The organism is Thalassotalea coralli (assembly GCF_055786205.1).
On sequence record NZ_JBVVBK010000001.1, the window covers coordinates 45,224 to 70,768 of the forward strand.

General features: G+C 42.0%; 24 protein-coding genes. 23 read left to right on the forward strand and 1 reads right to left on the reverse strand.

Annotated elements, in window-relative coordinates; translation table 11 throughout:
* The first annotated feature begins 11 nt into the window (after window positions 1–11).
* The 23 genes from ACOB80_RS00185 to lpxC all read left to right on the forward strand — a co-directional run bounded on the left by ACOB80_RS00185 (window position 12) and on the right by lpxC (window position 24,969).
* The gene (locus tag ACOB80_RS00185; RefSeq protein ID WP_473163774.1) at window positions 12–545 is read left to right on the forward strand and encodes an NAD/FAD-utilizing enzyme; all 534 of its coding nucleotides are present in this window, start codon (window positions 12–14) and stop codon (window positions 543–545) included.
* Between the two features lie 178 nt (window positions 546–723).
* Window positions 724–1,521, forward strand: coding sequence for an SDR family oxidoreductase (locus ACOB80_RS00190; RefSeq protein WP_473163775.1), 798 nt, complete (start codon window positions 724–726; stop codon window positions 1,519–1,521).
* A 69-nt stretch (window positions 1,522–1,590) separates the two neighbouring features.
* Window positions 1,591–2,088 carry a YcxB family protein gene (locus tag ACOB80_RS00195; RefSeq protein ID WP_473163776.1) on the forward strand — a complete coding sequence of 166 codons (498 nt, stop codon included), beginning with the start codon at window positions 1,591–1,593 and terminating at the stop codon, window positions 2,086–2,088.
* Between the two features lie 26 nt (window positions 2,089–2,114).
* Window positions 2,115–2,978, forward strand: a complete 864-nt coding sequence (locus ACOB80_RS00200; RefSeq protein ID WP_473163777.1) for a sulfite exporter TauE/SafE family protein — start codon at window positions 2,115–2,117, stop codon at window positions 2,976–2,978.
* Between the two features lie 98 nt (window positions 2,979–3,076).
* On the forward strand, window positions 3,077–4,087 hold the full coding sequence (locus tag ACOB80_RS00205; protein ID WP_473163778.1) for a Fe(3+) ABC transporter substrate-binding protein: 1,011 nt from the start codon (window positions 3,077–3,079) through the stop codon (window positions 4,085–4,087).
* Entirely contained in the window at window positions 4,084–5,730 is a 1,647-nt protein-coding gene (locus ACOB80_RS00210; RefSeq protein ID WP_473163779.1) for an ABC transporter permease, read from the forward strand. The genes ACOB80_RS00205 and ACOB80_RS00210 overlap by 4 nt, the downstream gene beginning before the upstream one ends.
* Entirely contained in the window at window positions 5,727–6,794 is a 1,068-nt protein-coding gene (locus tag ACOB80_RS00215) for an ABC transporter ATP-binding protein (RefSeq protein ID WP_473163780.1), read from the forward strand. The genes ACOB80_RS00210 and ACOB80_RS00215 overlap by 4 nt, the downstream gene beginning before the upstream one ends.
* 238 nt (window positions 6,795–7,032) lie before the next feature.
* Window positions 7,033–7,491 carry a division/cell wall cluster transcriptional repressor MraZ gene (mraZ, locus tag ACOB80_RS00220; RefSeq protein WP_473163781.1) on the forward strand — a complete coding sequence of 153 codons (459 nt, stop codon included), beginning with the start codon at window positions 7,033–7,035 and terminating at the stop codon, window positions 7,489–7,491.
* 31 nt (window positions 7,492–7,522) lie between these two features.
* Window positions 7,523–8,464, forward strand: a complete 942-nt coding sequence (rsmH, locus tag ACOB80_RS00225) for a 16S rRNA (cytosine(1402)-N(4))-methyltransferase RsmH (RefSeq protein WP_473163782.1) — start codon at window positions 7,523–7,525, stop codon at window positions 8,462–8,464.
* A 2-nt stretch (window positions 8,465–8,466) separates the two neighbouring features.
* Entirely contained in the window at window positions 8,467–8,781 is a 315-nt protein-coding gene (gene ftsL, locus ACOB80_RS00230) for a cell division protein FtsL (protein ID WP_473163783.1), read from the forward strand.
* A 3-nt stretch (window positions 8,782–8,784) separates the two neighbouring features.
* Complete coding sequence (locus tag ACOB80_RS00235; RefSeq protein WP_473163784.1) at window positions 8,785–10,518, forward strand: peptidoglycan D,D-transpeptidase FtsI family protein; 1,734 nt, start codon at window positions 8,785–8,787, stop codon at window positions 10,516–10,518.
* The gene (locus tag ACOB80_RS00240; RefSeq protein WP_473163785.1) at window positions 10,511–12,046 is read left to right on the forward strand and encodes a UDP-N-acetylmuramoyl-L-alanyl-D-glutamate--2,6-diaminopimelate ligase; all 1,536 of its coding nucleotides are present in this window, start codon (window positions 10,511–10,513) and stop codon (window positions 12,044–12,046) included. The genes ACOB80_RS00235 and ACOB80_RS00240 overlap by 8 nt, the downstream gene beginning before the upstream one ends.
* Window positions 12,043–13,440: a UDP-N-acetylmuramoyl-tripeptide--D-alanyl-D-alanine ligase gene (locus ACOB80_RS00245; protein ID WP_473163786.1), complete on the forward strand. Its 1,398-nt coding sequence runs from the start codon at window positions 12,043–12,045 to the stop codon at window positions 13,438–13,440. The genes ACOB80_RS00240 and ACOB80_RS00245 overlap by 4 nt, the downstream gene beginning before the upstream one ends.
* Entirely contained in the window at window positions 13,440–14,522 is a 1,083-nt protein-coding gene (gene mraY / locus ACOB80_RS00250; protein ID WP_473163787.1) for a phospho-N-acetylmuramoyl-pentapeptide-transferase, read from the forward strand. Before ACOB80_RS00245 ends, mraY begins: the two co-directional genes overlap by 1 nt.
* A gap of 24 nt (window positions 14,523–14,546) precedes the next feature.
* Window positions 14,547–15,935, forward strand: coding sequence for a UDP-N-acetylmuramoyl-L-alanine--D-glutamate ligase (gene murD / locus ACOB80_RS00255; RefSeq protein ID WP_473163788.1), 1,389 nt, complete (start codon window positions 14,547–14,549; stop codon window positions 15,933–15,935).
* A gap of 32 nt (window positions 15,936–15,967) precedes the next feature.
* On the forward strand, window positions 15,968–17,134 hold the full coding sequence (gene ftsW, locus ACOB80_RS00260; RefSeq protein WP_473164770.1) for a cell division protein FtsW: 1,167 nt from the start codon (window positions 15,968–15,970) through the stop codon (window positions 17,132–17,134).
* Window positions 17,131–18,219 carry an undecaprenyldiphospho-muramoylpentapeptide beta-N-acetylglucosaminyltransferase gene (gene murG / locus ACOB80_RS00265; RefSeq protein WP_473163789.1) on the forward strand — a complete coding sequence of 363 codons (1,089 nt, stop codon included), beginning with the start codon at window positions 17,131–17,133 and terminating at the stop codon, window positions 18,217–18,219. Before ftsW ends, murG begins: the two co-directional genes overlap by 4 nt.
* Window positions 18,219–19,685: a UDP-N-acetylmuramate--L-alanine ligase gene (gene murC / locus ACOB80_RS00270; protein ID WP_473163790.1), complete on the forward strand. Its 1,467-nt coding sequence runs from the start codon at window positions 18,219–18,221 to the stop codon at window positions 19,683–19,685. Before murG ends, murC begins: the two co-directional genes overlap by 1 nt.
* Window positions 19,678–20,616, forward strand: a complete 939-nt coding sequence (locus ACOB80_RS00275; protein ID WP_473163791.1) for a D-alanine--D-alanine ligase — start codon at window positions 19,678–19,680, stop codon at window positions 20,614–20,616. Before murC ends, ACOB80_RS00275 begins: the two co-directional genes overlap by 8 nt.
* Before the next feature lie 31 nt (window positions 20,617–20,647).
* Window positions 20,648–21,412, forward strand: a complete 765-nt coding sequence (locus tag ACOB80_RS00280; RefSeq protein WP_473163792.1) for a cell division protein FtsQ/DivIB — start codon at window positions 20,648–20,650, stop codon at window positions 21,410–21,412.
* A gap of 5 nt (window positions 21,413–21,417) precedes the next feature.
* A complete protein-coding gene (gene ftsA / locus ACOB80_RS00285) occupies window positions 21,418–22,653 on the forward strand; it encodes a cell division protein FtsA (protein WP_473163793.1) in 1,236 nt (411 codons plus the stop codon).
* A gap of 80 nt (window positions 22,654–22,733) precedes the next feature.
* Complete coding sequence (gene ftsZ / locus ACOB80_RS00290) at window positions 22,734–23,903, forward strand: cell division protein FtsZ (RefSeq protein WP_473163794.1); 1,170 nt, start codon at window positions 22,734–22,736, stop codon at window positions 23,901–23,903.
* Window positions 23,904–24,051: 148 nt separating this feature from the next.
* On the forward strand, window positions 24,052–24,969 hold the full coding sequence (lpxC, locus tag ACOB80_RS00295; protein ID WP_473163795.1) for a UDP-3-O-acyl-N-acetylglucosamine deacetylase: 918 nt from the start codon (window positions 24,052–24,054) through the stop codon (window positions 24,967–24,969).
* A 64-nt stretch (window positions 24,970–25,033) separates the two neighbouring features.
* Here lpxC and ACOB80_RS00300 read toward each other — a convergent pair whose 3' ends face one another.
* Window positions 25,034–25,510 carry a DUF721 domain-containing protein gene (locus tag ACOB80_RS00300; RefSeq protein WP_473163796.1) on the reverse strand — a complete coding sequence of 159 codons (477 nt, stop codon included), beginning with the start codon at window positions 25,508–25,510 and terminating at the stop codon, window positions 25,034–25,036.
* Between the last annotated feature and the right edge of the window lie 35 nt (window positions 25,511–25,545).

The following is a 25,545-nucleotide window of genomic DNA, read 5'->3' on the forward strand; positions in this document are numbered from 1 at the left end:
AAGGCGGTCATATGTTAAGACATTACTATGTTACAAAAGACGTTAACGCGATTGTTGAAACTGAACAGGAGTTGCTCGATAACGGTATAAGCCATGGCCAAATCCATGTTGTCACAGATAAAGAAGGTGAAGTAGAGCAATACCAACAAACAGATGTACTCTCAATTGGTAAGCTTGATGTTGTTCACTCGGCTTTTGTGGGAGCGATCGTTGGGTTAATTGGCGCAATTAGCTTGTTGATGATTGCTTATTTGTTTAATTGGCATCAAGCCGCCTCTGGGTGGCTTCCTTTAGTTTTTGTGGCGGCATTACTTTTCGGTTTTTGTGTTTGGGAAGGGGGCTTAATTGGCATGCAGTCAATGAATGTTCACTTTAAACGCTTTAAACATATGTTAAAGCAAGGAAAACATGTGTTTTTCGTTGATGTTGACAAGAATCAAGAACCTGCCTTGGAAAAAGTTATGCCACGTCACCCACAATTAAAAGAAGCCGGCGTAGAGGATGCATTTTCTTCTTGGTTCATTCCAACTCAAAAATTATTTTAATAGTGATTTACAGAGTCAATTAGCTTAATTAGATTTTTAGACTAGACTTATTCACTGTGAAACTAAGTTTCATGTATTTCCACTTTAATTTGTTCATGAAGTTGCACTTTGGCTGTATAGCCAAAGTGCCCATATTCTGGTAAAACCTCTTATATCACTTGCTTTTAGAAACTTAGTTATGAACCTTATAGGTAAAACCGTTTGGTTAACGGGCGCGTCCTCAGGTATTGGTAAAGCTTTGGCATTTGCTCTAGCAAATAAAGGAGCGAAACTTATTCTTTCTTCCAGAAATCAAGAAGCGTTAGAGCAAGTAAAGTCTGGGTTAGCTGACAGTGAAAGCCACCTAGTAGTCCCTATTGATCTTGCACAACCAGAAACATTGGCTGCTAAGGCTCAGGTATTGTTTGAACAAGGTGTTTCGGTTGATATTCTTATTAATAACGGTGGTATTGGCCAGCGCGGATTTGCTTGCGAGACTAACTTAGACGTACAAAGAAAAGTCATGGAGGTCAATTACTTTGGTGCTGTCGCTATGACTCAAGCAGTGTTACCTCAGATGAAAAAGCAAGGACATGGTCTCATTGCTACTGTTGCTAGCGTAGCTGGTTTAGTTGGCGGCAAAAGTATGGCGGGCTATAGCGCCTCGAAACACGCGATTGTTGGCTACATGGATTGTTTACGGGCTGAAGAAACAGAAAATGGCATCAAAGTACTAAATATTTGTCCTGGTTTTGTTCAAACTAATATTTCCGTTAATGCTTATAAAGGCGATGGCTCTAAGTTTAAAGACATGGCAAGTTCTATTGCTAATGGTATTCCTGTTGAGTCTTGTGCTAAACAAATAGTGCAAGCGATTGAAGCTGATAAAGCGCAAGTTATCATAGGAAAGGGGATTAGCTATTGGGCGCCCACTATCTATAAGTTCTTCCCTGGTATTTTTCGGTATTTGTCAGCGTCGAAAAATTATCGAGAATAGTCGGTAAGGCGCTGTAACTTCTTAAGCAAAACAAGTAGACTTGCTTCGATTTTAACAACGATTATTTTTATGACTTTAAGCTATCAAACTACTTTTGTCCTTGATAAAGCATATTATGCCGAGTGCTATGATGCATCTATCTCTGAAAAAACAACCTGGGAAGCCTATAAGAAAGCTATTTTATTTACGCTAGTTGGCGCTATTTTAGTAGTGGCTACCGACGTTTCACCATATGCGGCATGGTTTGTTTTTGGCTTAGGTATTGTTGAAGCTCTGGGCACTTATTACCATCGCCCTTGGTGGTTAGCACGGCAAATGCTGAGCAGAGCAGCTAACAACGACGCTGAGCTAACTATTTCTGAACATCAAGTTGCTTGTAAGTCCGCATTCGTAAACTTTTTTATCGAATGGCAACACGTTGACCAAATTGAAAAAGCCTCAAATGGTTGGTTACTGTTAAGTAAACAGGGCAAACATTATTTGTCGAATCAACATTTAAATGAAGAGGTTATGTCGTTTCTATCAAATCTTGCCGATGAAAAAGCGCAAATGAACGTTTCTGCCTAACAATATGTTATTCACCTAAAGAAGATATGATTTTAGCTAAACCAAAATTTATCGTCAGCTTTTTGGCTTGTTGGTGGGCACTCATCTATTTTTCACCTATGCCGCTTGAGCAAGTGTTTGATTATGCGTTATTTAGCTTATTAGGCGTGCTTGGTGCCATTTTTGCCAATTCTACAGGTGCTGGTGGCGGCGTTATTTTTATTCCAGCATTTAATGAACTAAATTTCACAGAAATGCAGGCCATAGGTACTAGTTTTGCCATTCAATGCTTTGGCATGACTGCTGGTGGCCTCACTTGGTGGTTTCATTATAAGCAAGAAAAACAAGAATTAAGGCTTTGGCAAGGATTTAAGCGCATAGTTGTTGTAACTACTGTCGCGTCTGTCGCTGGATTGTGGTGGGTTTATGGTGTTGGTGATCATTCGCCAACCAATTTGCATCAAAATTTTAGCTGGTTTTCACTGCTATTAGGCTTATTTATTGTTATCTCTGTTTATTGGATCAAGCCGGGAAAAGATCACAGCCAGTTAACATGGTTTGATTTAGTTGCTCTTATTTTTATTGGTTTACTTGGTGGAGCGGTTACCGCTTGGCTGTCAGTTGGTGTCGGTGAGTTACTTGCCATCTATCTTATACTGAGACGTTTTGATGTCACTATGGCTGTGGCTGCCGCGGTAATCGTCTCTGTTTTGACTGTGTGGACGGCAATTTGGCAACACACTTTGGTTGAATTCAATGTGTATTGGCAGGTGGCAATTTTCGCTGGTCCAGGTGCTGTTATTGGTGGAATTTTTGCTAAAACCTTAGTAACTTATCTGTCGGCAACACGATTAAAATTGTTCTTTGCTTGTTGGTTACTTGTTATCGGTGCAGTAGGAATACAGAGTTAAATGAGAATTGTTCTCAAAAACCTTGACTCATTAGCCTTAGTTCTTTAGTCTTGCACTCGTTATTTGCATATTCGCACAAAAATAAATTCGGAATTGCTATGTTAAAAAAATCACTATTATGCAGCTTATTAGCGGGCTGTTTATCTATTCCTGCCGTAGCAAGCGCAGCAGAAGAAGTTAACGTTTACTCTTACCGTCAAGCTAACCTAGTTAAGCCTTTATTTGATGTATTTACCAAACAAACTGGCATTAAAGTTAATGTTGTCTTTGCTAAAAAAGGTATGGCAGAACGTTTAGCTCGAGAAGGAAAGCATAGCCCAGCTGATATCTTATTAACGACCGATATTAGCCGCTTAGTAGAATTACATGACCGCGATTTATTGCAAGTGGTTGAATCTAGTGTTTTAGAAGACGCAGTACCAGCTCGATACCAATCAGACGACAATACTTGGTTTGGCTTAACAACACGTGTGCGTAATATCTACACGGCAAAACGTTTAGGCGAACAAAACATTAGCTACGAGGATTTAGCAGACCCTAAATTTAAAGGTAAAGTGTGTACCCGCAGTGGCAAGCACCCATATACAGTTGCGTTAGTATCTTCGATGATTGCTGCTCATGGCGAAGCTGATACCTTAAAATGGTTACAAGGAGTTAAAGCGAATTTAGCCCGTAAACCACAAGGCAACGATCGTGGGCAAGTACAAGCTATTCACCAAAACTTGTGTGATGTTAGTCTAGGTAACAGTTACTACTTCGGTAAAATGTTAACCAATGCCGAACAAAAGGTATGGGCTGATGGTGTTAACATCAATTTCCCTAACCAAGATAACCGCGGTGCTCACGTAAATATTTCTGGTGTAGCTATGGCTAAACACGCGCCACATCAAGCAAATGCGAAAGCACTGATGGAGTTTTTAGTATCTGAGAAAGCACAGCAAATGTACGCAGAAACGAACATGGAGTACCCTGTGCGTGAAGGTGTTCCAGCGTCAACGCTAGTCGCTTCTTGGGGTGAATTCAAAGCCGATAATTTACCGCTTGAAACCATTGCTAAACACCGTAAAGCAGCGATTAAATTAATTGACCAAGCTAAATTTGATTTGTGATAACTCGCTTTTATAACTTAGGTTCTTCGAACCATAAAGGGTGGTCTTTCATCACCTGGATAATTGCACTGGCGCTATTAGCGCCAGTGTTAGTTATGGTGTCTTCAGGTGTATTTGCGTCTACCGATACATTAAGCCACTTATGGCAAACGGTTCTGCCCGATTATATTCAAAACTCTTTACAACTCGGTTTTCAAGTTGTATGCCTTTCCTTGCTTTTTGGTGTACCAAGTGCGGTATTAGTCAGCAAAACAAACTTAATCGGCGCTAAGTATTTTCGATGGTTGTTGTTGCTACCACTGGCAATGCCGGCCTACGTTATTGCCTATATTTATACTGATTTATTTGATTACGCAGGCCCAGTCCAAAGAGCATTAAGACAAGCATTTGAGTGGCAATCTGCCGCTGATTATTGGTTCTTTGATATTCGCTCGCTAACAGGTGCGTCTATCATGATCGCTCTTGTCTTATTTCCTTATGTTTTTATGTTGGTGAGAACAACGCTAGAACTTCAAGATGACAAGCTGATTCAAGCAGGAAGAAGCTTAGGTAAGTCGCCGGCAAAGTGTTTGTGGCAAATATCACTACCGTTAGCCATCCCGGCTATGGCGATATCTTCGAGCTTAGTGCTTATGGAAACTCTGGCTGACTTTGCAACGGTGCAGTACTTTGCCGTTAATACGTTAACTACTGCTATTTACGATACTTGGTTGGAGTATAATGAGTTAGCAACCGCCAATGGTATTGCTAGTATTTTGTTGTTGTTTGTTTTGTTCGCTGTTGTCATTGAGCAAAGAGCTAGAGCAAGTAAAAGAGTATCATCTGGCAGAAACTCGCAAACACAATTTGTTGTTTCATTAAGTAAAGCACAACAAATATTGGCTTTTGTTTATTGTTCTATTCTTGCTATTTGCGGATTCTTATTGCCCGCTGGCATATTACTGGACATGACTTGGCGCTATTGGGATAGCAGTTTAATTGAGTCGCTAACTCAGGCTGGCATTAATAGTTTAGAAGTCGCTTTTTATACTGCGTCATTTGCGACACTTTTTGCCATTAGCTTTGTCCTGTACCAAAGGTTAACCAATGTAAAAGGACGGATATGGCCATTGAGAGTAACTAGTTTTGGTTACGCAATTCCTGGTACCGTGTTAGCGATGGCGATGCTTGCCACTTTTGGGCCATTAGATAATTGGCTCAATGACATTATCGAATCGGTAAATTTACCAACACCAGGTCTTATCCTGTCTGGCACCATTTTCGCGATTGTTTTTGCGCTTATCGTGCGTTTTGGTGCGATTGCAAATGGCACAATTTCTAGTGGGATTGAGCAAATTCCACATTCATTGGATAATGCTCCGGCAAGCCTAGGGATTGGTAAGTTGCGGACAATCGCAAAAGTACATTTGCCGTTGCTGAAGAAATCGATATTTGTTGCTTGGTTGTTGGTCTTTGTCGAAGCAATGAAAGAGTTGCCTGCAGTATTGTTATTAAGACCTTTTAATTTTGACACCTTAAGTACGTTTATTTATCAAATGATAGCCGATGAGCAGCTTGAGCAAAGTGCTATTGGGGCGTTACTTATTGTCGCCTTTGGATTAATTCCAATACTCGTATTGAATAAAGAAGAGAGCAAAGCGTGAAGCAAATCATTGCCATCGACAACTTGTCAGTAGAATTACAAAGCAAGACTATTTTGTCCGGTGTTAGTTTTACTATGAATGCAGGTGATATTCTTGGTTTAGTTGGACCCAGTGGCTGCGGCAAAACAACATTACTGAATGCTATCGCGGGCTTTGTTGATATGGCGTCAGGCAGCATTAGTATTGCTGAGCAAGAAACAATAACGCCTAAGCGACAAATTCCGGCAGAGAAGCGTCAGCTGGGGGTGATATTTCAAGACTATGCGCTTTTCCCACATTTATCGGTTGAGCAAAATATTGCTTTTGGCATTCAGCGACTGGCAAAAGCAACGCAAAGACAACGCATTCAACCCCTTTTAGAGTTATTTGAATTAACACCTTATGTAAAACGATTTCCACATGAGTTATCGGGCGGGCAGCAACAGCGAGTGGCGATTGCACGCGCCTTAGCTGTACAACCGAAAGTACTATTATTAGATGAACCTTTTTCGAATATTGATGCGCGTTTGCGAAACGCTTTAATGTTGGAATTGCGTCAATTATTAAAAAGCTTGGGTATGAGCGCTATTTTTGTCACGCACAATAAAGATGAGGTATTTACCTTTGCCGACAAAATGGCGGTACTTCATCAAGGTAAACTCTTGCAAGTGGGAACGCCTGCTGAAATTTTTGCTCAGCCAGCTAATTGGCAGGTGGCCGACTTCTTACAAATCGGCAGTTGGTTGCCTGTTGTTAAAAAAGAACAGTCATGGGTAACAGCTTTGGGAGCTTTGGCTAATGAAAAGCTGAGTTCGAGTGAAAACTCACAAGATGAGCAACAGCAATTATTAGTCAAGCCCAATGTGTTATCATTAGACGAATCTGGTGAAAAGAACTGTCAGGTTGATTTAATCAGCGCAACTGAACAAGGCTTTCATTATCTGCTTAGCAGTTTGAATAATCAGCAACTCGCCGACGAGCTATCGTTTTCAGGTTTAAGTTTTTATAGTGAAGAGGTGTTGAGTGTCGGACAAAAAGTGTCGTTGCACATTTCTCCACATCAGTATCAACTTTTTACCCCTTAGGTAATCTTTTCTCCTAAATTTAGCGGAAAAAATTAATTTTTACCGCTAAATTTGGGCGTCAGATCCACAAAACTCCACAAAAACATAAACTTCCTTACAAGCCCTAATTTTATTAGTGATCAAGCTGATCATTTTGTCAAAACTTTGCTTGACAGACCTTTGCATATCTTTCTAAACTGTATCAATGTGGAAAAAAGTGGGGAATTGTGGATCAAAAGGGTCCAAATAGAACAACAATATGTTTCGCGGCACCAGTTCAATAACGTTAGATAGCAAAAATCGTATCACGATACCGACAAAGTATCGCGAAGAGCTATTGACTGATTGCCAAGGAAAAATGGTGTGTACTGTCGATATTCAGCACCCATGTTTGTTGTTATACCCACTACCCGAATGGGAAGAAATTGAATTAAAGCTATGTAATCTTTCGAGCATGAATCCTCAAGAGCGTATTTTACAACAAGTGCTTTTAGGAAATGCTTCTGACTGTGAGATGGATAAGAGTGGTCGCTTATTAATCAATGGTCCGTTGCGTCAACATGCCAATTTAGAAAAGAACATTATGCTTGTTGGTCAATTAAAAAAATTCGAGATATGGAGCGAGAGCGCTTGGCAAGAGCAAATGCAGCAAGGCATTGCCAAAATTCAATCAGGTGAAGTTGAGTTCAACGAACGCGTACTTGATTTAGCTCTGTAAAAAATAACTTAAAAAAACGACGTACAAAAAGATGCAAACAGATAAGTCTCACATTTCTGTGCTGCTTGACGAAGCAGTTACAGGACTCGCGATCAAAGCTGACGGTATATATATCGACGGCACCTTTGGGCGCGGCGGCCACTCGGGGCTTATTCTTTCTCAACTCTCTGAAGGCGGCAGATTAATTGCCATTGACAGAGATCCAACCGCGATAGAAGCCGCGAAAAAATATCAGAATGACCCTAAGTTCACTATTGTTCATAGCGGATTTTCTGAACTTGAAACCATTGCAGAACAACAACAGGTGCTAGGAAACGTCGATGGCATCTTACTTGATCTCGGTGTGTCTTCGCCTCAGTTAGACCAAGCTGAACGAGGATTTAGTTTCATGAACGATGGCCCATTAGACATGCGAATGGACACGTCTAAAGGCCAAACAGCGGCAGAATGGTTAGCAGTTGCTGATGTCGAAGACATCACTTGGGTACTTCGTACCTTTGGTGAAGAAAAACATGCGTGGAAAATTGCCAACGCTATTGTTGATTCACGCGAAGAAACTCCTTTTACACGCACCTCAGAACTTGCTGCTCTGATCAAAAAGGTTGCACCGCAAAGAGAGATAAAAAAACACCCTGCTACCAGAAGCTTCCAAGCGATCCGCATGTATATCAACAGCGAACTGGAGCAAATTGAGAAAGCATTGAATGCATCGTTAAGCGTGCTCAAGGAAGAAGGCCGTTTAGTCGTTATTAGTTTCCATTCTTTAGAAGATCGCTTAGTGAAGCAATTTATGAAGAAACACTCACAAGGTAAACAAGTGCCTCGCGGCTTACCCGTGAGTGAGGAAGAGATAAATAAAGGGAAGAAACTGAGTTTAATTGGCAATAAAACCAAGCCAAGTAAAACAGAAGTTGCACAAAATGTGCGCTCACGCAGCTCAGTAATGCGTGTTGCACAAAGACTGGCGAAGTAACCATGTCAACGAGCAAGGTTAATCTTGTCGTTGAAGTATGGCGAGATATTAGACGCAATATTGGCGTTTATTTCTTGCTAGTTTTGGTTCTGCTTTCAGCGTTCTCTGTGATTTATTTCACACATAAGAATCGCCAAAGCACTAGTGAGCTAGAGCAGCTACTTAGTCAGAAAGATGAATTGGATATTGAATGGCGAAACTTGCTATTAGAACAAAATAGCTTAGCTGAACACAGTGCCATTGAGAGTAAAGCGGAAGATTTACTCGACATGGTAAAGCCATCAGCTGAATCAGAAGTAATAATAAGGTTAAAGTAAACCGTGGCGAAACCAGTAAGTAAGTACAAACAAGCAACACCTGCATGGCGATTTTATCTCGTCATCGGCGTGATTGCGTGCGTGTATTTAGGGCTTGTTGCGCGTACTGCTTATATTCAAGTTATTGAACCTGATATGTTGAAAGAGCAAGGCGATAAACGTTCTTTGCGAACAGCAGCAAAGCGTGTTCACCGAGGCTCTATTGTTGATAGAAATGGCCGAGAATTAGCCGTTAGCGTTCCCGTTGAAACTGTTTGGGCAGACCCAAAAGTTGTCATGGAAAAAAATGCGCTGGCAAAAGTAGAGCACTGGCAAGCTCTAGCAGATGTTTTAGATAAAGATGTTAACGTGCTAAAAGAGCGCGTGAGTAGAAACCCAAGCCGCCGATTTGTTTATATTGAGCGTCAAGTATCTCCTGCGATGGCTGACTACATCAAACAACTAAAAATCCCAGGTATTTATTTAAGAAAAGAATCTAAGCGCTTTTATCCATCTGGGGAAATAAGTGCACATGTGGTTGGCTTTACCGATGTTGACGACATTGGTATTGAAGGCGTTGAACGCGTTTATAACGAGTTGTTAACCGGTGAGCAAGGTAAAACACGTTACCGTAAAGATGCCAAAGGTAACCGCATCGAAGTATTAGAAACAGTAGATGCTGCGCCGCCAAAAGATCTTATGCTGAGCATAGATCAACGTATTCAAGCGTTAGCTTACCGAGAATTAAAAGGTGCTGTGCAAGCTTTTAAAGCAGCGTCAGGATCTGTGATTGTCGCTGATGTTCATAGCGGAGAAATCCTCGCTATGGTGAACAGCCCTTCGTATAACCCAAATAACCGTAGCAATGTTGCGATTCATCGTCTTCGTAATCGCGCTATTACCGATTTTTACGAGCCAGGTTCGACGTTAAAGCCATTAACTGTGATGTCGGCCTTAGAATTTGGCGCTATAGAGCCAGACAGTAAGATAGATACAAGTAAGCGCATGATGCGCATTGGTGGTCGTAGAATAGGAGATCCTAGAAATCACGGTGTACAAACACCGAGTGATATTTTGGTCAACTCTTCTAACTTAGGCACCTCGATGTTAGCTTTCTCATTGCCTAAAGAATACTTTCTAGACAAGTTTTTCGAAGCAGGTTTTGGTGAATCTACCGGTATTACTTTAATTGGCGAAAGCCAAGGCATGATGCATGACAGACCGCGTTGGTCGAAAATTGAAATAGCTGCTTTATCTTATGGTATGGGGCTTTCAGCGACACCGCTACAGTTGGCTAGGTTTTATGCGGCATTGGGTAATGGCGGTATCAAAAAGCCGTTAACGATTATTAAAAGAGAAAATGATGCGCCGCTAGAGAATGAAGAGCGGATTTTCTCAGAAGAAAATAGTAAAAATGTTGTCGCTATGCTCGAACAGGTAGTCGAGCAAAAAGCAGAAAACGCTAAAGTTGATGGTTACCGCGTTGGTGGTAAAACAGGAACCGCTTTTAAAGCGGTAGCTGGTGGCTACGGCAACGATTATGTTGGTCTGTTTTCAGGTGTCGCGCCAGTGTCAGATCCTAAACTTGTTGTGATTGTGGTTATCAATGAGCCGGGCGGCGATATGTACCATGGCGGTGAAGTTGCTGCACCGGTATTTTCTCGTGTGATGAAGGGCTCACTTCGTTTACTTAATATTACGCCAGATGGCCACACACGTGTTGCTGGCAAGGGCAAAGGAGGAAATAGCGATGCATAATTCCTCAACCCAATATATTAATACGTGGTTAGCGAAATTCGATATAGCGTTGTCGCACTTATTTGCGAGCAAAGTGAGAAACTTAATAAATGATAGTCGTCAAATAGAGTCAGGCGATATCTTTTGCGCGGTGATTGGCACGTTGCAAGATGGCACTAAATATATAGATGCAGCTTTAAAAGCAGGTAGCGACCTTGTACTTAAAGAAACTACTGTAAAAGGCGAACACGGTGATGTTAGCTTTAACGATTTAGATACTACCGTACCTATTGTTTCGTTTTATCAGCTAAACAAAAAGCTATTTGAATTGGCAGAAAGTTTTTATCAATCGCCACAAAGTCAGTGCAGAATGATAGGTGTTACCGGTACTAACGGTAAAACAACAACGAGCCAGCTAATTGCCCAGTTATCGGAAAAAGCAGGAATTACTTCTGCTGTTATTGGTACTAATGGTGCGGGTAAGCTGACGGCACTCAAGCCTATCGCCAATACCACACCAGGTGCAACAGAGCTTCATCAGCTACTAAACGAGTTTGTTGAGCAAGATGTGAAAAACGTCGCAATGGAGGTCTCTTCACACGCCTTAGCACAAGGTCGAGTGAAGCCAGAGATGTTCAATGTTGCGGTATTTACTAATTTGTCACGTGACCATCTTGATTACCATGGCACGATGCAAGCGTATGGCGGTGCTAAAAAAGAGTTGTTTACTCAATCTGATAGCCAGTGGGCGATATTAAACGGTAATGACCAAACGGCTCAGCAATGGTTAGCGGATTGGTCACACGATTATAAAGCGTCAAGTAAGGTGTGGTTGTATGGCAAAAATCTTAATACGACAGAACTTACCTGTTATTTGAGTGCAGAAAATGTGCGCTTTAGTAAAGCCGGTATTGAGTTCACGGTAAAAAGCCACTTAGGCAGTGCTGATATTCAAAGCCCGCTTTTAGGAAGCTTTAATATCGATAATCTGCTTGCTGCAATGAGTGTGTTACTTACCTCTGGTATCGAGTTAAACCAGTTATCACAACTTATCCCACAAATTACCGCTATTGACGGCCGCATGGAGTCTTTCTCTGATGCTGAAATGCCGTTAGCTGTTGTTGATTATGCACATACTCCCGATGCGCTAGAAAATGCCCTCAAGGCTTCAAGGCTTCATTGTGAAGGAGAGCTTTGGGTGGTATTTGGTTGTGGCGGAAATAGAGATAAAGGCAAGCGACCTCAAATGGGCGCTATTGCTGAGAAGTTAGCGGACAAGCTAATTGTAACTAATGACAACCCGAGAAACGAATCACCTGAAGCTATCGCTGAAGATATTTTGAAGGGCTGCCAACAACCTGAAAAAGTGACAGTAATGCTAGCGCGTCAGCAGGCGGTCATTGCTGCACTTACCCAAGCGAAAACAAATGATGTTGTTGTTCTTGCTGGCAAAGGCCATGAAGATTACATCGAAATTGCTGATCAAAAAATTCATTATAACGAACGCGAAGTGGTTGCTTCGCACTATAACAAAGGTACAGGGCAATGATCCCGTTACATCTGTCAGAACTCGCACAAGCTGTAAATGGCACGCTTATCGGTGAAGAACAAGTGATTCATCACATTAGTACTGATAGCCGCCATTTAAAAAATGGAGATGTATTTTTAGCATTGCGCGGTGCAAATTTTGACGGTCATAAATTTGTTCAACAAGCACAAGAACTTGGTTGTGCGGCTGTGATAGTTGAACATCAATCGGACGCGAATATCGCGCAAATAGTCGTTGAAGACACTCATAAAGCTTTAGGGTTAGCTGGTGCTTATGTTAAAGCCAAAGTTGCACCTAAAACGGTAGGTATTACCGGCAGCAGTGGTAAAACAACGGTGAAAGAAATGGTCGCTGCTATTTTGACTCGACTAGGCAAGGTTCTATTCACTGCTGGCAACTTTAACAATGATATTGGTGTGCCTTTAACTTTGCTTCGATTAGAGCAAGATCATGACTTCGCTGTGATTGAAATGGGCGCAAATCACAAAGGTGAAATAGCTTACACTTCGGGATTAACTAAGCCCGATGTTGCGGTTATCAATAATATCGCAGCTGCTCATTTAGAAGGATTTGGTGATTTATGTGGCGTTGCTCGTGCCAAGGGTGAAATATACGAAGGTTTACCTGAAGGTGGTGTCGCTCTTTATAACAAAGATTGTAAATTTGCCAATAAATGGCAATGGCGTTTAGTCGATAAAAATGTCAAAACCTTCTCGTGTTACAACGAGGCCGATTGTTACAGCACTGATGTTGTATTAGACGATAATGGCTGTGCAGCATTTTCGCTTAATACCCCTATTGGCAAAAGCTTTATCGAGCTAACCGTACCTGGCAGACATAATGTGTGCAATGCGGTGGCGGCGGCAACTATTGCGCTAGAATTTGGCGCAAGCTTAGATGATATTCGTCTTGGTTTATTGGAGATGGCCGCGGTTAAAGGCCGATTAAATCTTCATCAATTGGGTGACAATTTTAAACTGATTGACGATACCTATAATGCTAATGTTGAGTCGATCAAAGCGGCGAGCGATTTATTATCTAATTACCCTGGACGCCGTATCCTAATTTTAGGTGATATGGGGGAGCTAGGTGAGAATGCACGTGGCTACCATCAAGAAGTGGGCGATTACGCCGCTGGAAAAGGTATTGATGAATTACTCACGATTGGTGTGTTAAGCCAAAGTGCGAGCGATGCTTTTTCTGCTCGCAACACTAATCACGCGAAGCATTTTAGTGAACGAGATGCGTTAGTCGCGCATTTACAAACCATGTTGACTGATGAAAATCAGCAAGTCTCTATTTTAGTTAAAGGCTCACGTAGTGCCCGCATGGAACTTGTGGTACAGGAAATTATTCAATGGCGTAATAGCCAACACCACGAGGAAATTGCTTAATGTTACTTTGGCTTAGCGAGTACTTAATCCAGTACTTTTCACCCTTTAACGTATTCTCTTACTTAACGTTTAGAGCGATCGTTTCTACGTTAACGGCATTGGGTGTATCGCTATATTTTGGTCCTAAACTGATCCGTGCTTTACAGCGTATGCAAATTGGTCAAACAGTTCGCGACGATGGCCCAGAAAGTCATTTGTCTAAATCTGGTACGCCTACGATGGGCGGCTTACTGATTTTAGGCTCAATTGTATTTAGTGTGTTGCTGTGGGGCGATCTAACTAATCGCTATGTATTAACGGTTCTATTTATCGTTGTAAGTTTTGGTGCAATCGGTTTTGTTGATGATTACCGCAAAGTCATTCGCAAAGATTCGAAAGGCTTGATTGCTCGTTGGAAGTATTTTTGGCAAACCGTTATTGGCTTAGGCACTGCATTCTTTCTTTACGCCAGTGCACAGCAACCTGAAGAAACGGCATTAGTGATCCCATTTGTTAAAGATGTATTGCCGCAATTGGGTGTCATGTACATATTACTTTGTTATTTCGTTATCGTTGGTACCAGTAATGCAGTAAACCTAACCGATGGTTTAGACGGACTTGCTATCGTGCCGACTATTATGGTGGCAGCAGCTTTTGCCATATTCGCCTATGTAACGGGTAACGTTAATTTTTCTGAATACCTCAATATTCCTTACATTCCCTTAACCAGTGAATTGGTGGTGGTTTGTACCGCCATCGTTGGTGCTGGTTTGGGCTTTTTGTGGTTTAACACCTATCCGGCGCAAGTGTTTATGGGCGATGTTGGTTCTCTTGCCTTAGGCGCTGCCCTTGGTGTCATTGCTGTTTTAGTAAGACAGGAATTTGTGTTGTTCATCATGGGTGGGGTATTCGTGATGGAAACTGTATCTGTGATTTTACAGGTAGGATCATACAAGTTAAGGGGCCAGCGAATTTTTCGTATGGCGCCAATTCATCATCACTATGAATTAAAAGGGTGGCCAGAGCCTCGTGTAATCGTGCGCTTTTGGATCATCTCCTTAGTGTTGGTGCTAGTGGGTTTAGCCACCTTAAAGTTACGTTAATTTTAGGAAAGAATTTTTATCACTATGCAAGCTGTGATTAAGCAATTAACAACCAAGAAAATCGCTGTGTTGGGTTTAGGCCTAACAGGGCTTTCTTGTGTTCGCTTTTTACAGCGCAGTGGCGTTGAATCTTGCTTAGTTATAGACAGCCGTGACAAGGTAATTGCACCCGCTGATTTTAGTGCTGAGTTTCCAACGTTTGAGCTTGTTCTTGGCGAGTGGGGGCTTGAGCGCCTTTCTGACATGGATATGGTGATAGTTAGTCCAGGCATAGACACAGACAAGATCGGATTAACAAAAGCGATTTCCGCAGAATGTGAAGTCGTTGGCGATGTCGAGCTATTTTGTCGAATGAATAGCACCCCAATCATTGCAGTAACCGGCTCAAATGGAAAGTCGACGGTTGTTTCCTGCTTAGCAAAAGTAGCTGAGTCTATCGGGATAAAAGTCGAACTTGCTGGCAATGTAGGTACACCGGTACTTGATTTATTAGAAAGTGGTGCTGAGTTTTTTATTTTCGAACTATCGAGCTTTCAATTAGAAACCATTAGTAGTTTAAAAGCGCTAGCAGCAACGGTGTTAAATGTTAGCGATGATCATTTAGACAGACACTTAACGATTGAAAACTACCAAAAGCTTAAACAGAAAATTTACTTCAACGCCCAACATTGCCTTGTTAATCGAGACGATGAACGTACCTTGGTACCTAAAAGCTATAATCAAGATAATGCTCAAACTAATATGAAGCAGAATGTGGTGAGCTTTGGCTCTTCTACACCTGCATTTAATGAATATGGCATTACTGAAAAAGACGGGCGCTCTTGGTTAGCATTTGGTGATACGCATTTAATTGATATGGAATCATTGCCGTTAGCTGGAAAGCACAATGCCGCCAACTATCTAGCGGTTATAGCGCTTTCTCAAGCGGCAAGTTGGCCTTTAGACAAAGTGATTAGCGCACTTGCTTCCTTCTCTGGCCTTGAGCACAGGTGTCAACGTGTTCCTAGTCGAGATAACATTCAATGGATAAACGACTCTAAAGCCACCAATGTTGGCGCTACATTAGCTGCTATTTCTGGTTTAGCAATGGGCGGTAAAGAAAACCAATTAATTGTCATTGCGGGTGGTGATGGTAAAGGAGCAGATTTTACTCCGTTAAAAGTAGCAATAGAGCAGCATGTAGACTGGCTAGTGACGCTTGGTAAAGACGGGGCTGCAATCGCGGCATTAACGAAAAATAGTGAGCAAGTTACTTCTATTGAGCAAGCCGTAAGAGCCGCTAGTAAACGTGCAAAAGCAGGGGATGTTGTATTGCTATCGCCTGCTTGTGCGAGCATAGACATGTTCAAAAATTACATGCAACGAGGCGATCAATTCGCGCGTGCAGTAGCTGATATGCAGGAGGCAAGCTAATGGCCTTTGCTCAGCAATTATCACTTTTTAAAATGCCTCAATGGGTGTCTAGCCCTGCTAATGATGTGGCTACCTTTGATCGCAGCTATCTATTATTGGCAATGGCGATGTACGCAATTGGCCTAGTAATGGTGATGAGTTCATCCATGCCTGTCGCCGAAAGATTGTTTGATAACCCATTTCATTTTTTCATTCGCCATAGCATTTATATCGTTATCAGCGTGTGTATTGCTGCCGTTGTTATGCAAATTCCAATGAGCAAGTGGCAACAATACAGTGGCTTATTGTTGATGTCAGCTATCGTTTTATTGGTATTGGTACTCATTATTGGCCGTACAGTAAATGGCTCGCAACGCTGGATTGTTATTGGCCCTATTACGGTACAAGCAGCAGAGCCAGCAAAATTATATTTCTTCTGTTATTTAGCTGCTTATATGGTTCGTCGTCGTGATGAAGTGATGGAGAACTTTAAAGGCTTCATCAAACCTCTCGTAGTATTTGGTGTATTAGCAATGCTGCTATTAGCACAACCAGATTTAGGTACCGTAGTGGTTATGTTTGTGACTACTTTTGGTTTGTTGTTCTTGGCGGGCGCTAAGTTGTGGCAGTTTATTAGCATAGCCACTGTCGGACTTTCAGCTATTGTCGCATTAGCTTACTTTTCGCCTTATCGCTGGGCTCGCGTAACTGGATTTTTAGACCCTTGGGCTGACCCGTTTGGTACAGGTTATCAACTAACTCAATCATTGATGGCTTACGGTCGCGGCGAGTTTTTTGGTCAGGGGTTAGGCAATAGTATTCAAAAGCTAGAATATTTACCGGAAGCCCATACTGACTTTGTCATGGCAATACTCGCTGAAGAAATGGGGTTTTTCGGGATTTCAGTAGTGTTAATCCTAAGCATTACTCTAGTTGTGAAAGCTTTGTTGCTTGGGCGTAAGGCTTTAGAAAAAGAAAAGTACTTCGAAGGCTTTTTCGCCTATGCCATAGGTATTTGGTTTAGTTTCCAAACCGCAGTAAATGTTGGTGCAAGCGCAGGTATTGTGCCGACTAAAGGGTTAACGATGCCACTGATAAGTTCAGGTGGTAGTTCAATGATAATCATGACAATTGCGATGGTGGTATTAATGCGCATTGATCACGAAATTCGTTTGCAAAGTATTCAAGCGACCAGTAAAGGGGGGCGTAAAGTATCATGACGAGCCAACCTAAAATTTTGATTATGGCTGGTGGCACTGGCGGACACATATTCCCAGGTATTGCAGTGGCAGACAACTTAAAAGCCAAAGGGTGGGAAGTCCATTGGTTAGGCACTCAAACTCGAATGGAAGCAGATATAGTCCCTGCTCATGGTTACGATATTTCATTTATAAATATTGCGGGCATTCGCAATAAGGGGCTCGTTGATTGGCTGAAATTACCTTTTAAGATGTTGGCGTCTTTACGCCAATCAATCAAAGTCATTAAAGAGAACAAACCTGATGTTGTGCTAGGCATGGGAGGTTACGCGAGTGGTCCGGGTGGTGTTGCTGCATGGCTAATGCGTAAACCACTTGTTTTACATGAACAAAATGCTGTGGCTGGCATGACTAATCGCTACTTAGCGCATTTAGCGTCGCGTGTACTTTCTGCTTTTCCAAATGCATTTTCATCGATAAAGCGACAAGAAGTCGTAGGTAACCCTGTGCGTTCTGCTTTTAATTTATCTGTGGAGTCAAAAGGCGCATCAGATGAAACTTCACGCGATATTCGTTTACTTGTTGTTGGCGGAAGTTTAGGTGCAAAAGTGCTAAATGACACTGTACCACAAGCGATTAGTCAGATGACTAATCAAACGCTATCGATTTGGCATCAAACAGGAAAAGGCCACTTAGCTTCGGTTGAAGAAAACTATCAACAAGTTGGCGTTGCCGATGAAACAGTTAAGTTAACGGAGTTTATTGATGATATGGCAGCTGCTTATCAATGGGCTGATGTTGTTATTTGTCGAGCTGGGGCTTTAACGGTTTCTGAACTTGCGATGGCAGGAAAACCAGCGATTTTTGTGCCTCTGCCTCATGCGGTAGATGACCATCAAACACGGAATGCAATGTATTTAGTTGACCGAGGTGCGGCGAAACTAATCAAACAACATGAATTTAACGGTACATCGTTGGCACAAATGCTAAACAGCTTATTAAGTTCACAAATTAATTTAAACGCGATGGCAAATGCTGCACAACAAGCAGCACACAAAGATGCTACAGAGCGCGTTGCTCAAATATGTCAGGAGTATGTTCAATAATGAGTAGTGACATCAAGAGTAAAGTGGGCGCACCGATAAAAGTGCCAGAAATGCGCAGAGTTAAATCAATCCATTTTGTTGGTATTGGTGGCGCTGGCATGGGGGGCATTGCTGAAGTGCTATTGAATGAAGGGTATGCAATAACGGGCTCTGATATTGGTGAAAACCAAGTGGTTAAGCGCCTTCGTAAATTGGGTGCCAAGGTGACTATTGGTCATGCTAGTGAGAACATATCTGGCGCAAGCGTCATTGTTGTTTCTTCGGCGATTGATCATGAAAATCCCGAAATTATTGCGGCACGTGAACAACGAATTCCTATCGTCAGGCGCGCGGAAATGCTCGCAGAATTAATGCGATTTAGACATGGTGTTGCTGTCGCTGGCACACACGGTAAAACGACAACGACAAGTTTAATTGCCAGTATTTTTGCTGAAGGACAGTTAGATCCTACTTTTGTTATTGGAGGTTTGCTAAACAGCGCGGGTACAAATGCACGCTTAGGAACAAGTCGTTATTTAATTGCCGAAGCTGATGAAAGTGATGCTTCGTTTCTTCATCTACAACCTATGGTCGCTGTCGTTACTAATATTGATGAAGATCATATGGAAACATACCAAGGTGACTTTGAGAAGTTAAAAGATACTTACATCGAGTTTCTTCACAACCTTCCTTTCTATGGATTAGCGGTGGTCTGTATTGATAACCCTGTGGTTCGTGAAATTCTTCCGCGCATTGGGCGTCAAGTTATTACCTATGGCTTTTCACAAGATGCAGATGTTGTTGCCAGCAATTATCAACAAAGTGGTGGCGTTAGCTATTTCACCGTGGAAAGAGCAGGCATGCCCGATTTAGAATTGTCGGTTAACCTACCAGGGCAGCATAACGTGTTAAATGCTTTAGCGGGTATCGCAGTAGCCAGTGATGAAGGTGTGGCTGACCAAGCAATAGAATCAGCATTAGCTAAGTTTGCTGGTATTGGTCGACGCTTTGAACAACTTGCTGACTTAACAACTGAAGCAGGCAACATGGTGTTGGTTGATGATTACGGTCATCACCCCAGAGAGGTTGCAGCCACGATTAAAGCAATGCGCAATGGGTGGCCTGAAAAACGCCTTGTTATGGTGTTTCAGCCACATCGTTATTCTCGTACTCGCGATTTATACGAAGATTTTGTTGAAGTTCTATCAGAAGTTGACTGCTTACTGTTGTTAGATGTTTATGCCGCGGGTGAAGCACATATAACCGGAGCAGATAGCAAAAGCTTAGCAAGAAGTATCCGTCAACGTGGTCAAATCGAACCAATCTATGTGAGTGACGCAAGTAAATTGCCTGAGCTACTAGCTGCGCAATTACAAGATGGCGATATGGTTATTACACAAGGCGCGGGCAATATAGGCGCTGTTTCAAGAAATTTGATTGAACATCCTTTATTAGCATTATCACAAGGAGGCCAATCAAATGGTTAATAACCAGCAAGCGAAAAATCTTCATGTTGGGGTTCTATATGGTGGAACATCTGCAGAACGAGAGATTTCCCTATTGTCGGGCGCAGCGATTGCTAGCGGGTTAGAAGAAGCAGGTTATCAAGTTAGCTTGATTGATACTAAAGGATACGATTTAGCTGATTTAACTAAGTTAGGTTTAGATTTAGTTTTTATCGCGCTTCACGGCAGAGGTGGCGAAGATGGTAGCTTGCAAGGCGCTCTTGAGTTTATGGGGCTACCTTATACAGGCTCTGATGTGTTGGGCTCTGCATTATCAATGGATAAGATCCGTTCTAAACAGTTATTGCAGGCATCAAATATTCCAACAGCACCATTTGCTATGGTGCATAAAGCTGATTATCAAGCGGTAAACAATGAGACATTGCTTAACGAACTTGGTGGCAAGGTGATGGTGAAGCCGGCTCATGAGGGGTCAAGCATTGGCATGTCTGTCGCTGAATCTGCGGAACAATTAGCGGAAAGCTTAGCGACGGCATTTACTTATGACTATGCCGTATTACTAGAAGCTTGGATTGACGGCCCTGAATATACTGTGTCGATTTTAGGAAATGAGGCGTTACCAGCGATTCACATGGAAACACCGCGCTCATTTTACGATTACGAAGCTAAGTACCAATCTACGACGACGCAATATCATTGTCCGTCAAATTTACCAGAGCAAGATGAATCTCAGTTGCAAGCGATAGCATTGCAAGCCTTTAAGTGCTTGGGGGCAAAAGGTTGGGGGCGTGTAGATGTTATGCGTAATAAAAGCGGCTCATGGCAAGTATTAGAAGTGAATACGGTACCGGGAATGACGAAAACGTCATTGGTGCCAAAGGCGGCCAAAGTTTATGGCTTGTCATTTTCTGAATTAGTTGATCGCATTGCGAGATTAGCATTAGAAAGATAATTGATTATTGGGATACGAAGAGAAAATAAGCGTGACTAAGCAACAAGAACATTCACAAACTAACCAAGTCCACTGGGGCTTTTGGGTAGGTGTGTGCTTTTTTGCTTTGGTCATTCTGAGTATTGCGACTTTGTGCTGGCACTTAGTTGAAAAGATGTCTGCAGACGAATCGGTCCCCGTTACGTCTGTGGTTATTGGTGGTGAAATGCCCTACACCCAAACAAGAGACATTGAAGTTGCAATAGAAAACGTGAATTTAGGTAATTTCTTTCAGGTAGATGTTGATGAGGTTAGACAGCGAGTTGCTGAGCTGCCTTGGGTTTACTCAGTATCGGTGAGAAAAAAATGGCCAAATGAATTGAAGATATATGTGGTAGACCAAACACCAGTTGCTGTTTGGAATGGCGATTTTTTAATAAATAAGCAGGGTGTTGCTTTCCAAGCAGATATCGCCAGGGTAACGCATTATTTACCTGCGTTTTTTGGTCCCGAAGGTGCTGAAGAAACGGCGTTAGAGAACTACGTTAATCTGAGCAAATTGCTTGAATATGACGAAATTCGAATTGATGAAGTGATGCTATCAGAACGTTACTCATGGCAACTCACCTTGGATGATGGTGTAACTCTTAACTTAGGGCGAGAAAACCGAGTACAGAGAATTCAACGATTTTTGGATGCATATTCAGAAATTAAATCCCACGAAAAGAGTGGGCAAACAATAGATTATATTGATCTTCGTTACGACACAGGCTTAGCCGTGGGTTGGAAGGAAGTTCAGAACAAAACAAGAGTTTAAATTAAATGGCGAAAGTAACAGAACGAAATCTTGTGGTCGGCCTGGACATTGGGACGTCAAAAATCTCAGTGGCGGTTGGCGAAATTACCCCAGACAACCAACTGAGTATTGTTGGTGTGGGTAATCAGCCTGCGCGCGGCATGGACAAAGGTGGTGTTAACGATCTAAACCTCGTCATTCAGTCTATTCAACGAGCGATTAATGAAGCTGAGTTGATGGCAGATTGCAATATTACGTCTGTGTATCTTGGTATATCAGGTAAACACATTAGTTGTCAGAACGAAAATGGCATGGTGCCGATTAATGACCAAGAAGTTACTCAAGACGACGTAGATAATGTTATCCATACGGCACGCTCTGTTCCTATTTCAGCAGAGCGTCGCATGTTGCATGTATTGCCACAAGAATACTCTATCGACTGTCAAGACGGCATTAAGAGCCCAATTGGTATGTCGGGCGTTCGTATGGAAGCCAAAGTACATATTGTTACCTGTGCTAATGATATGGCGAAAAATATTGTTAAGTGTGTGGAGCGTTGTAACGTTCGCGCAGATCAACTTATTTTTTCTGCTTTAGCGTCAAGTTATGGCGTACTGACAGACGATGAAAAAGAGTTAGGTATTTGTGTAGTCGATATTGGTGCTGGAACCATAGATATAGCCGTGTTTACTGGTGGTGCACTGCGCCATACAGCTGTTATTCCAGTGGCAGGTAACCAAGTGACTAGTGATATCGCGAAGATATTTAGAACACCACTTAGCCATGCAGAAGACATCAAAGTGCAATACGCATGTGCGTTGCGTCAGATGGTGAGTATGGAAGAGAACATTGAAGTACCAAGTGTTGGTGGCCGTCCTGCACGCTCTATGTCTCGTCATACATTAGCGGAAGTCGTAGAGCCGCGTTATCACGAACTTTTCGAACTCATTCAAGAAGAGTTAAGACAAAGTGGCTTGGAAGATCAAATAGCTGCTGGTTATGTATTTACTGGTGGTACTGCAAAAATGGAAGGCGTTGTCGAATTTGCTGAAGAAGTATTTCAAATGCCTGTGCGCGTAGCGACGCCACAAAGTGTATCTGGTTTAAAAGAGTATGTTAACGACCCAACATACGCAACAGTTGTTGGTTTGCTTCATTACGGTATGCAAGCAAATGAGCAGCAAAATAATGAGACTAAATCCGGCGAAAATAGCGTGAGTTTAGGTTCACGTATTCTTGCATGGTTTAAAGGTGAATTTTAATTCTTGGTTTATTAAGAAGTTAAATAATTATTGGTAAAAACAGTTTTGGTGGAACAAAACATAACATTTGGAGAGAAAAAATGTTTGAATTAATGGAAGATCATAACGAAGAAGCAGTGATCAAAGTTATCGGTGTTGGTGGCGGTGGCGGTAATGCCGTAGAACACATGGTGACACAAACTATTGAAGGCGTAGAGTTTGTAACAGCAAATACCGACTCACAAGCATTGCGTAATTCATCAGCGAACGTGACATTACAAATCGGTGGTGATGTGACTAAAGGCTTAGGTGCTGGTGCAAACCCAGAAATTGGCCGTCGAAGTGCTGAAGAAGACCGCGATACTATCCGTGAAACTTTACAAGGTGCGGATATGGTATTTATTGCTGCTGGTATGGGCGGTGGTACAGGTACAGGTGCTGCGCCGGTTGTTGCTGAAGTTGCAAAAGAGTTAGGTATTCTTACCGTAGCTGTTGTTACTAAGCCTTTCCCGTTTGAAGGTAAAAAGCGTATGAATTACGCAGACCAAGGAATCGAATTCCTTGCGCAAAACGTAGATTCATTAATTACAATTCCTAACGAAAAACTATTAAAGGTTTTAGGCCCAGGTACGTCATTATTAGACGCATTTAAAGCGGCTAATAATGTTTTATTAGGTGCAGTTCAAGGTATTGCGGAACTTATTACGCGTCCTGGACTCATAAACGTTGACTTTGCCGACGTTAGAACAGTTATGTCTGAAATGGGTACTGCCATGATGGGCTCAGGTATCGCATCGGGCGAAGATCGTGCAGAAGAAGCAGCAGAAGCGGCAATTTCTAGCCCGCTGTTAGAAGATGTTGATTTAGCTGGCGCGCGAGGAATTTTGGTTAATATTACTGCGGGCATGGATATCTCAATTGATGAGTTTGAAACAGTAGGTAATGCGGTAAAAGCATTTGCTTCTGAAAATGCGACCGTAGTTGTAGGTGCCGTTATCGATCCAGAAATGACAGATGAACTTCGTGTTACTGTTGTTGCAACAGGTATTGGTGCTGAGCGTAAGCCTGATATTACCTTAGTAAACCCTGCTCCAGCAGTGGAACCTATTGCTGTAGGTCAAGAGTTTGTGCCAAATGCTCAGCCTGAAGCCGCTGCGCAAACAGCAGCTATGCCAGAGGCTAATGCACAGGTTCAAGCACAGAAAGTGCCTGCTGCAGCGTTAGATGATTATTTAGATATTCCTGCATTTTTAAGAAAGCAGGCAGACTAATAATCTCGCGTTAGAAAAGATTGGTTGAAGCTTATTGAAAACTCAATATGCTGATGTTTTGAATTTGTTAGGTTTTTTTGCTATATTATGCGCCCGCGATTTTGGCGGTGGTAATATATTGCGTTAAAAAGGCTTAAGAAGGCTATTTATGATTAAACAACGTACAATTAAAAACAGCGTTACGGCTGTTGGTGTAGGTTTACACAAAGGTAATAAAGTGCAGCTCACTCTCCGTCCTGCTCCTGCTAATACAGGTATTATCTTTCGTCGTGTAGATTTAGACCCTGTAGTCGATATAAAAGCGAGCCCTGAAGCGGTTGGCGAAACTACTATGTGTACGTGTTTAGTGAACGAGCAAGGTGTCAAGATTTCCACCGTCGAGCACTTGCTCGCTGCTGTTGCAGGTATGGGAATTGATAATCTTATTATTGATGTCGATTCGCATGAAATTCCTATTATGGATGGCAGTTCGTTACCTTTTGTTTACCTTATTCAATCTGTTGGTATTGAGTCACAAGCTTCAGCTAAACGCTTTATTCGAATTAAAAAGCCTATTCGTGTTGAAGAAGGTGATAAGTGGGCAGAGTTAAAGCCGCATGAAGGTTTTAAAGTTAATTTCTCAATTGACTTTGATCACCCAATTATCGCGAATACTGGTCAACACATGACAATGGATTTATCGACTTGCTCTTTTATTAAAGAAATTAGTCGTGCTAGAACATTCGGTTTTGTTCGTGATATTGAGTACTTACGTTCACATAATTTGGCATTAGGCGGTAGCTTAGAAAATGCAATTGTTTTAGATGATTTTACCATGCTAAATAAAGATGAACTGCGTTATGATGACGAGTTTGTTAAGCACAAAATCCTTGATGCTATTGGCGACTTATATATGTGTGGCCACAGTATTCTTGGCGAGCTTAATGCGTTTAAATCAGGTCACGGTCTTAACAACATATTGTTACGTGAAGTGTTCAAGCAGACAGACGCTTGGGAATGGGTGACTTACGAAGATACAGTTGCGTCGCCGATTGAGTTTCAAGAAGTGACTGCTTCTAGCTTCTAATCGAATTAATGGTTATAAAAAAACCGAACTTTTAGTTCGGTTTTTTTTCGCCTTCTTATTAGCGCTATTTGTTCTTATTTACGTGTGTCGCTAATTTTCTTAGTTTTTCTTGCAGCCCTTTGGGCGCGTTAATCGCTACGTCTAGTAAATGATTTGCAGAAGATTGTGACATAGACTTCATTTCAACCTCCCGATCCTGCTTGCCATATTGAGATGAGTCAGCCTTATTCATCATTGGGCGGACGGAAATTTCTATTTGATTCAGTAATCCCTCTGTTTTTTCGGCAAGTTGTTGACTGATGTTTACTTTCTCAAACTGCAATCGTTGTGACCAGATAGCTGAGGATACGCCTATAACGCAGGTTTTTTCTCTAATATTAGCGATATGCCATACTTGGGGTGGTAGGTCAGGGCAGGTTTGTCGTACAATGTCTTTTACTTGGGATAAATAGTTGGATTTTTTTGTAATTTGTGCCAAAGTGCCCTGTGAAGCATTGAGGAGACTTAACGTATCCTTAGGTGAAACGGTTTTTCTAGCCATAATGCAGCACCAAGTAACAACAAATAATGAGAACA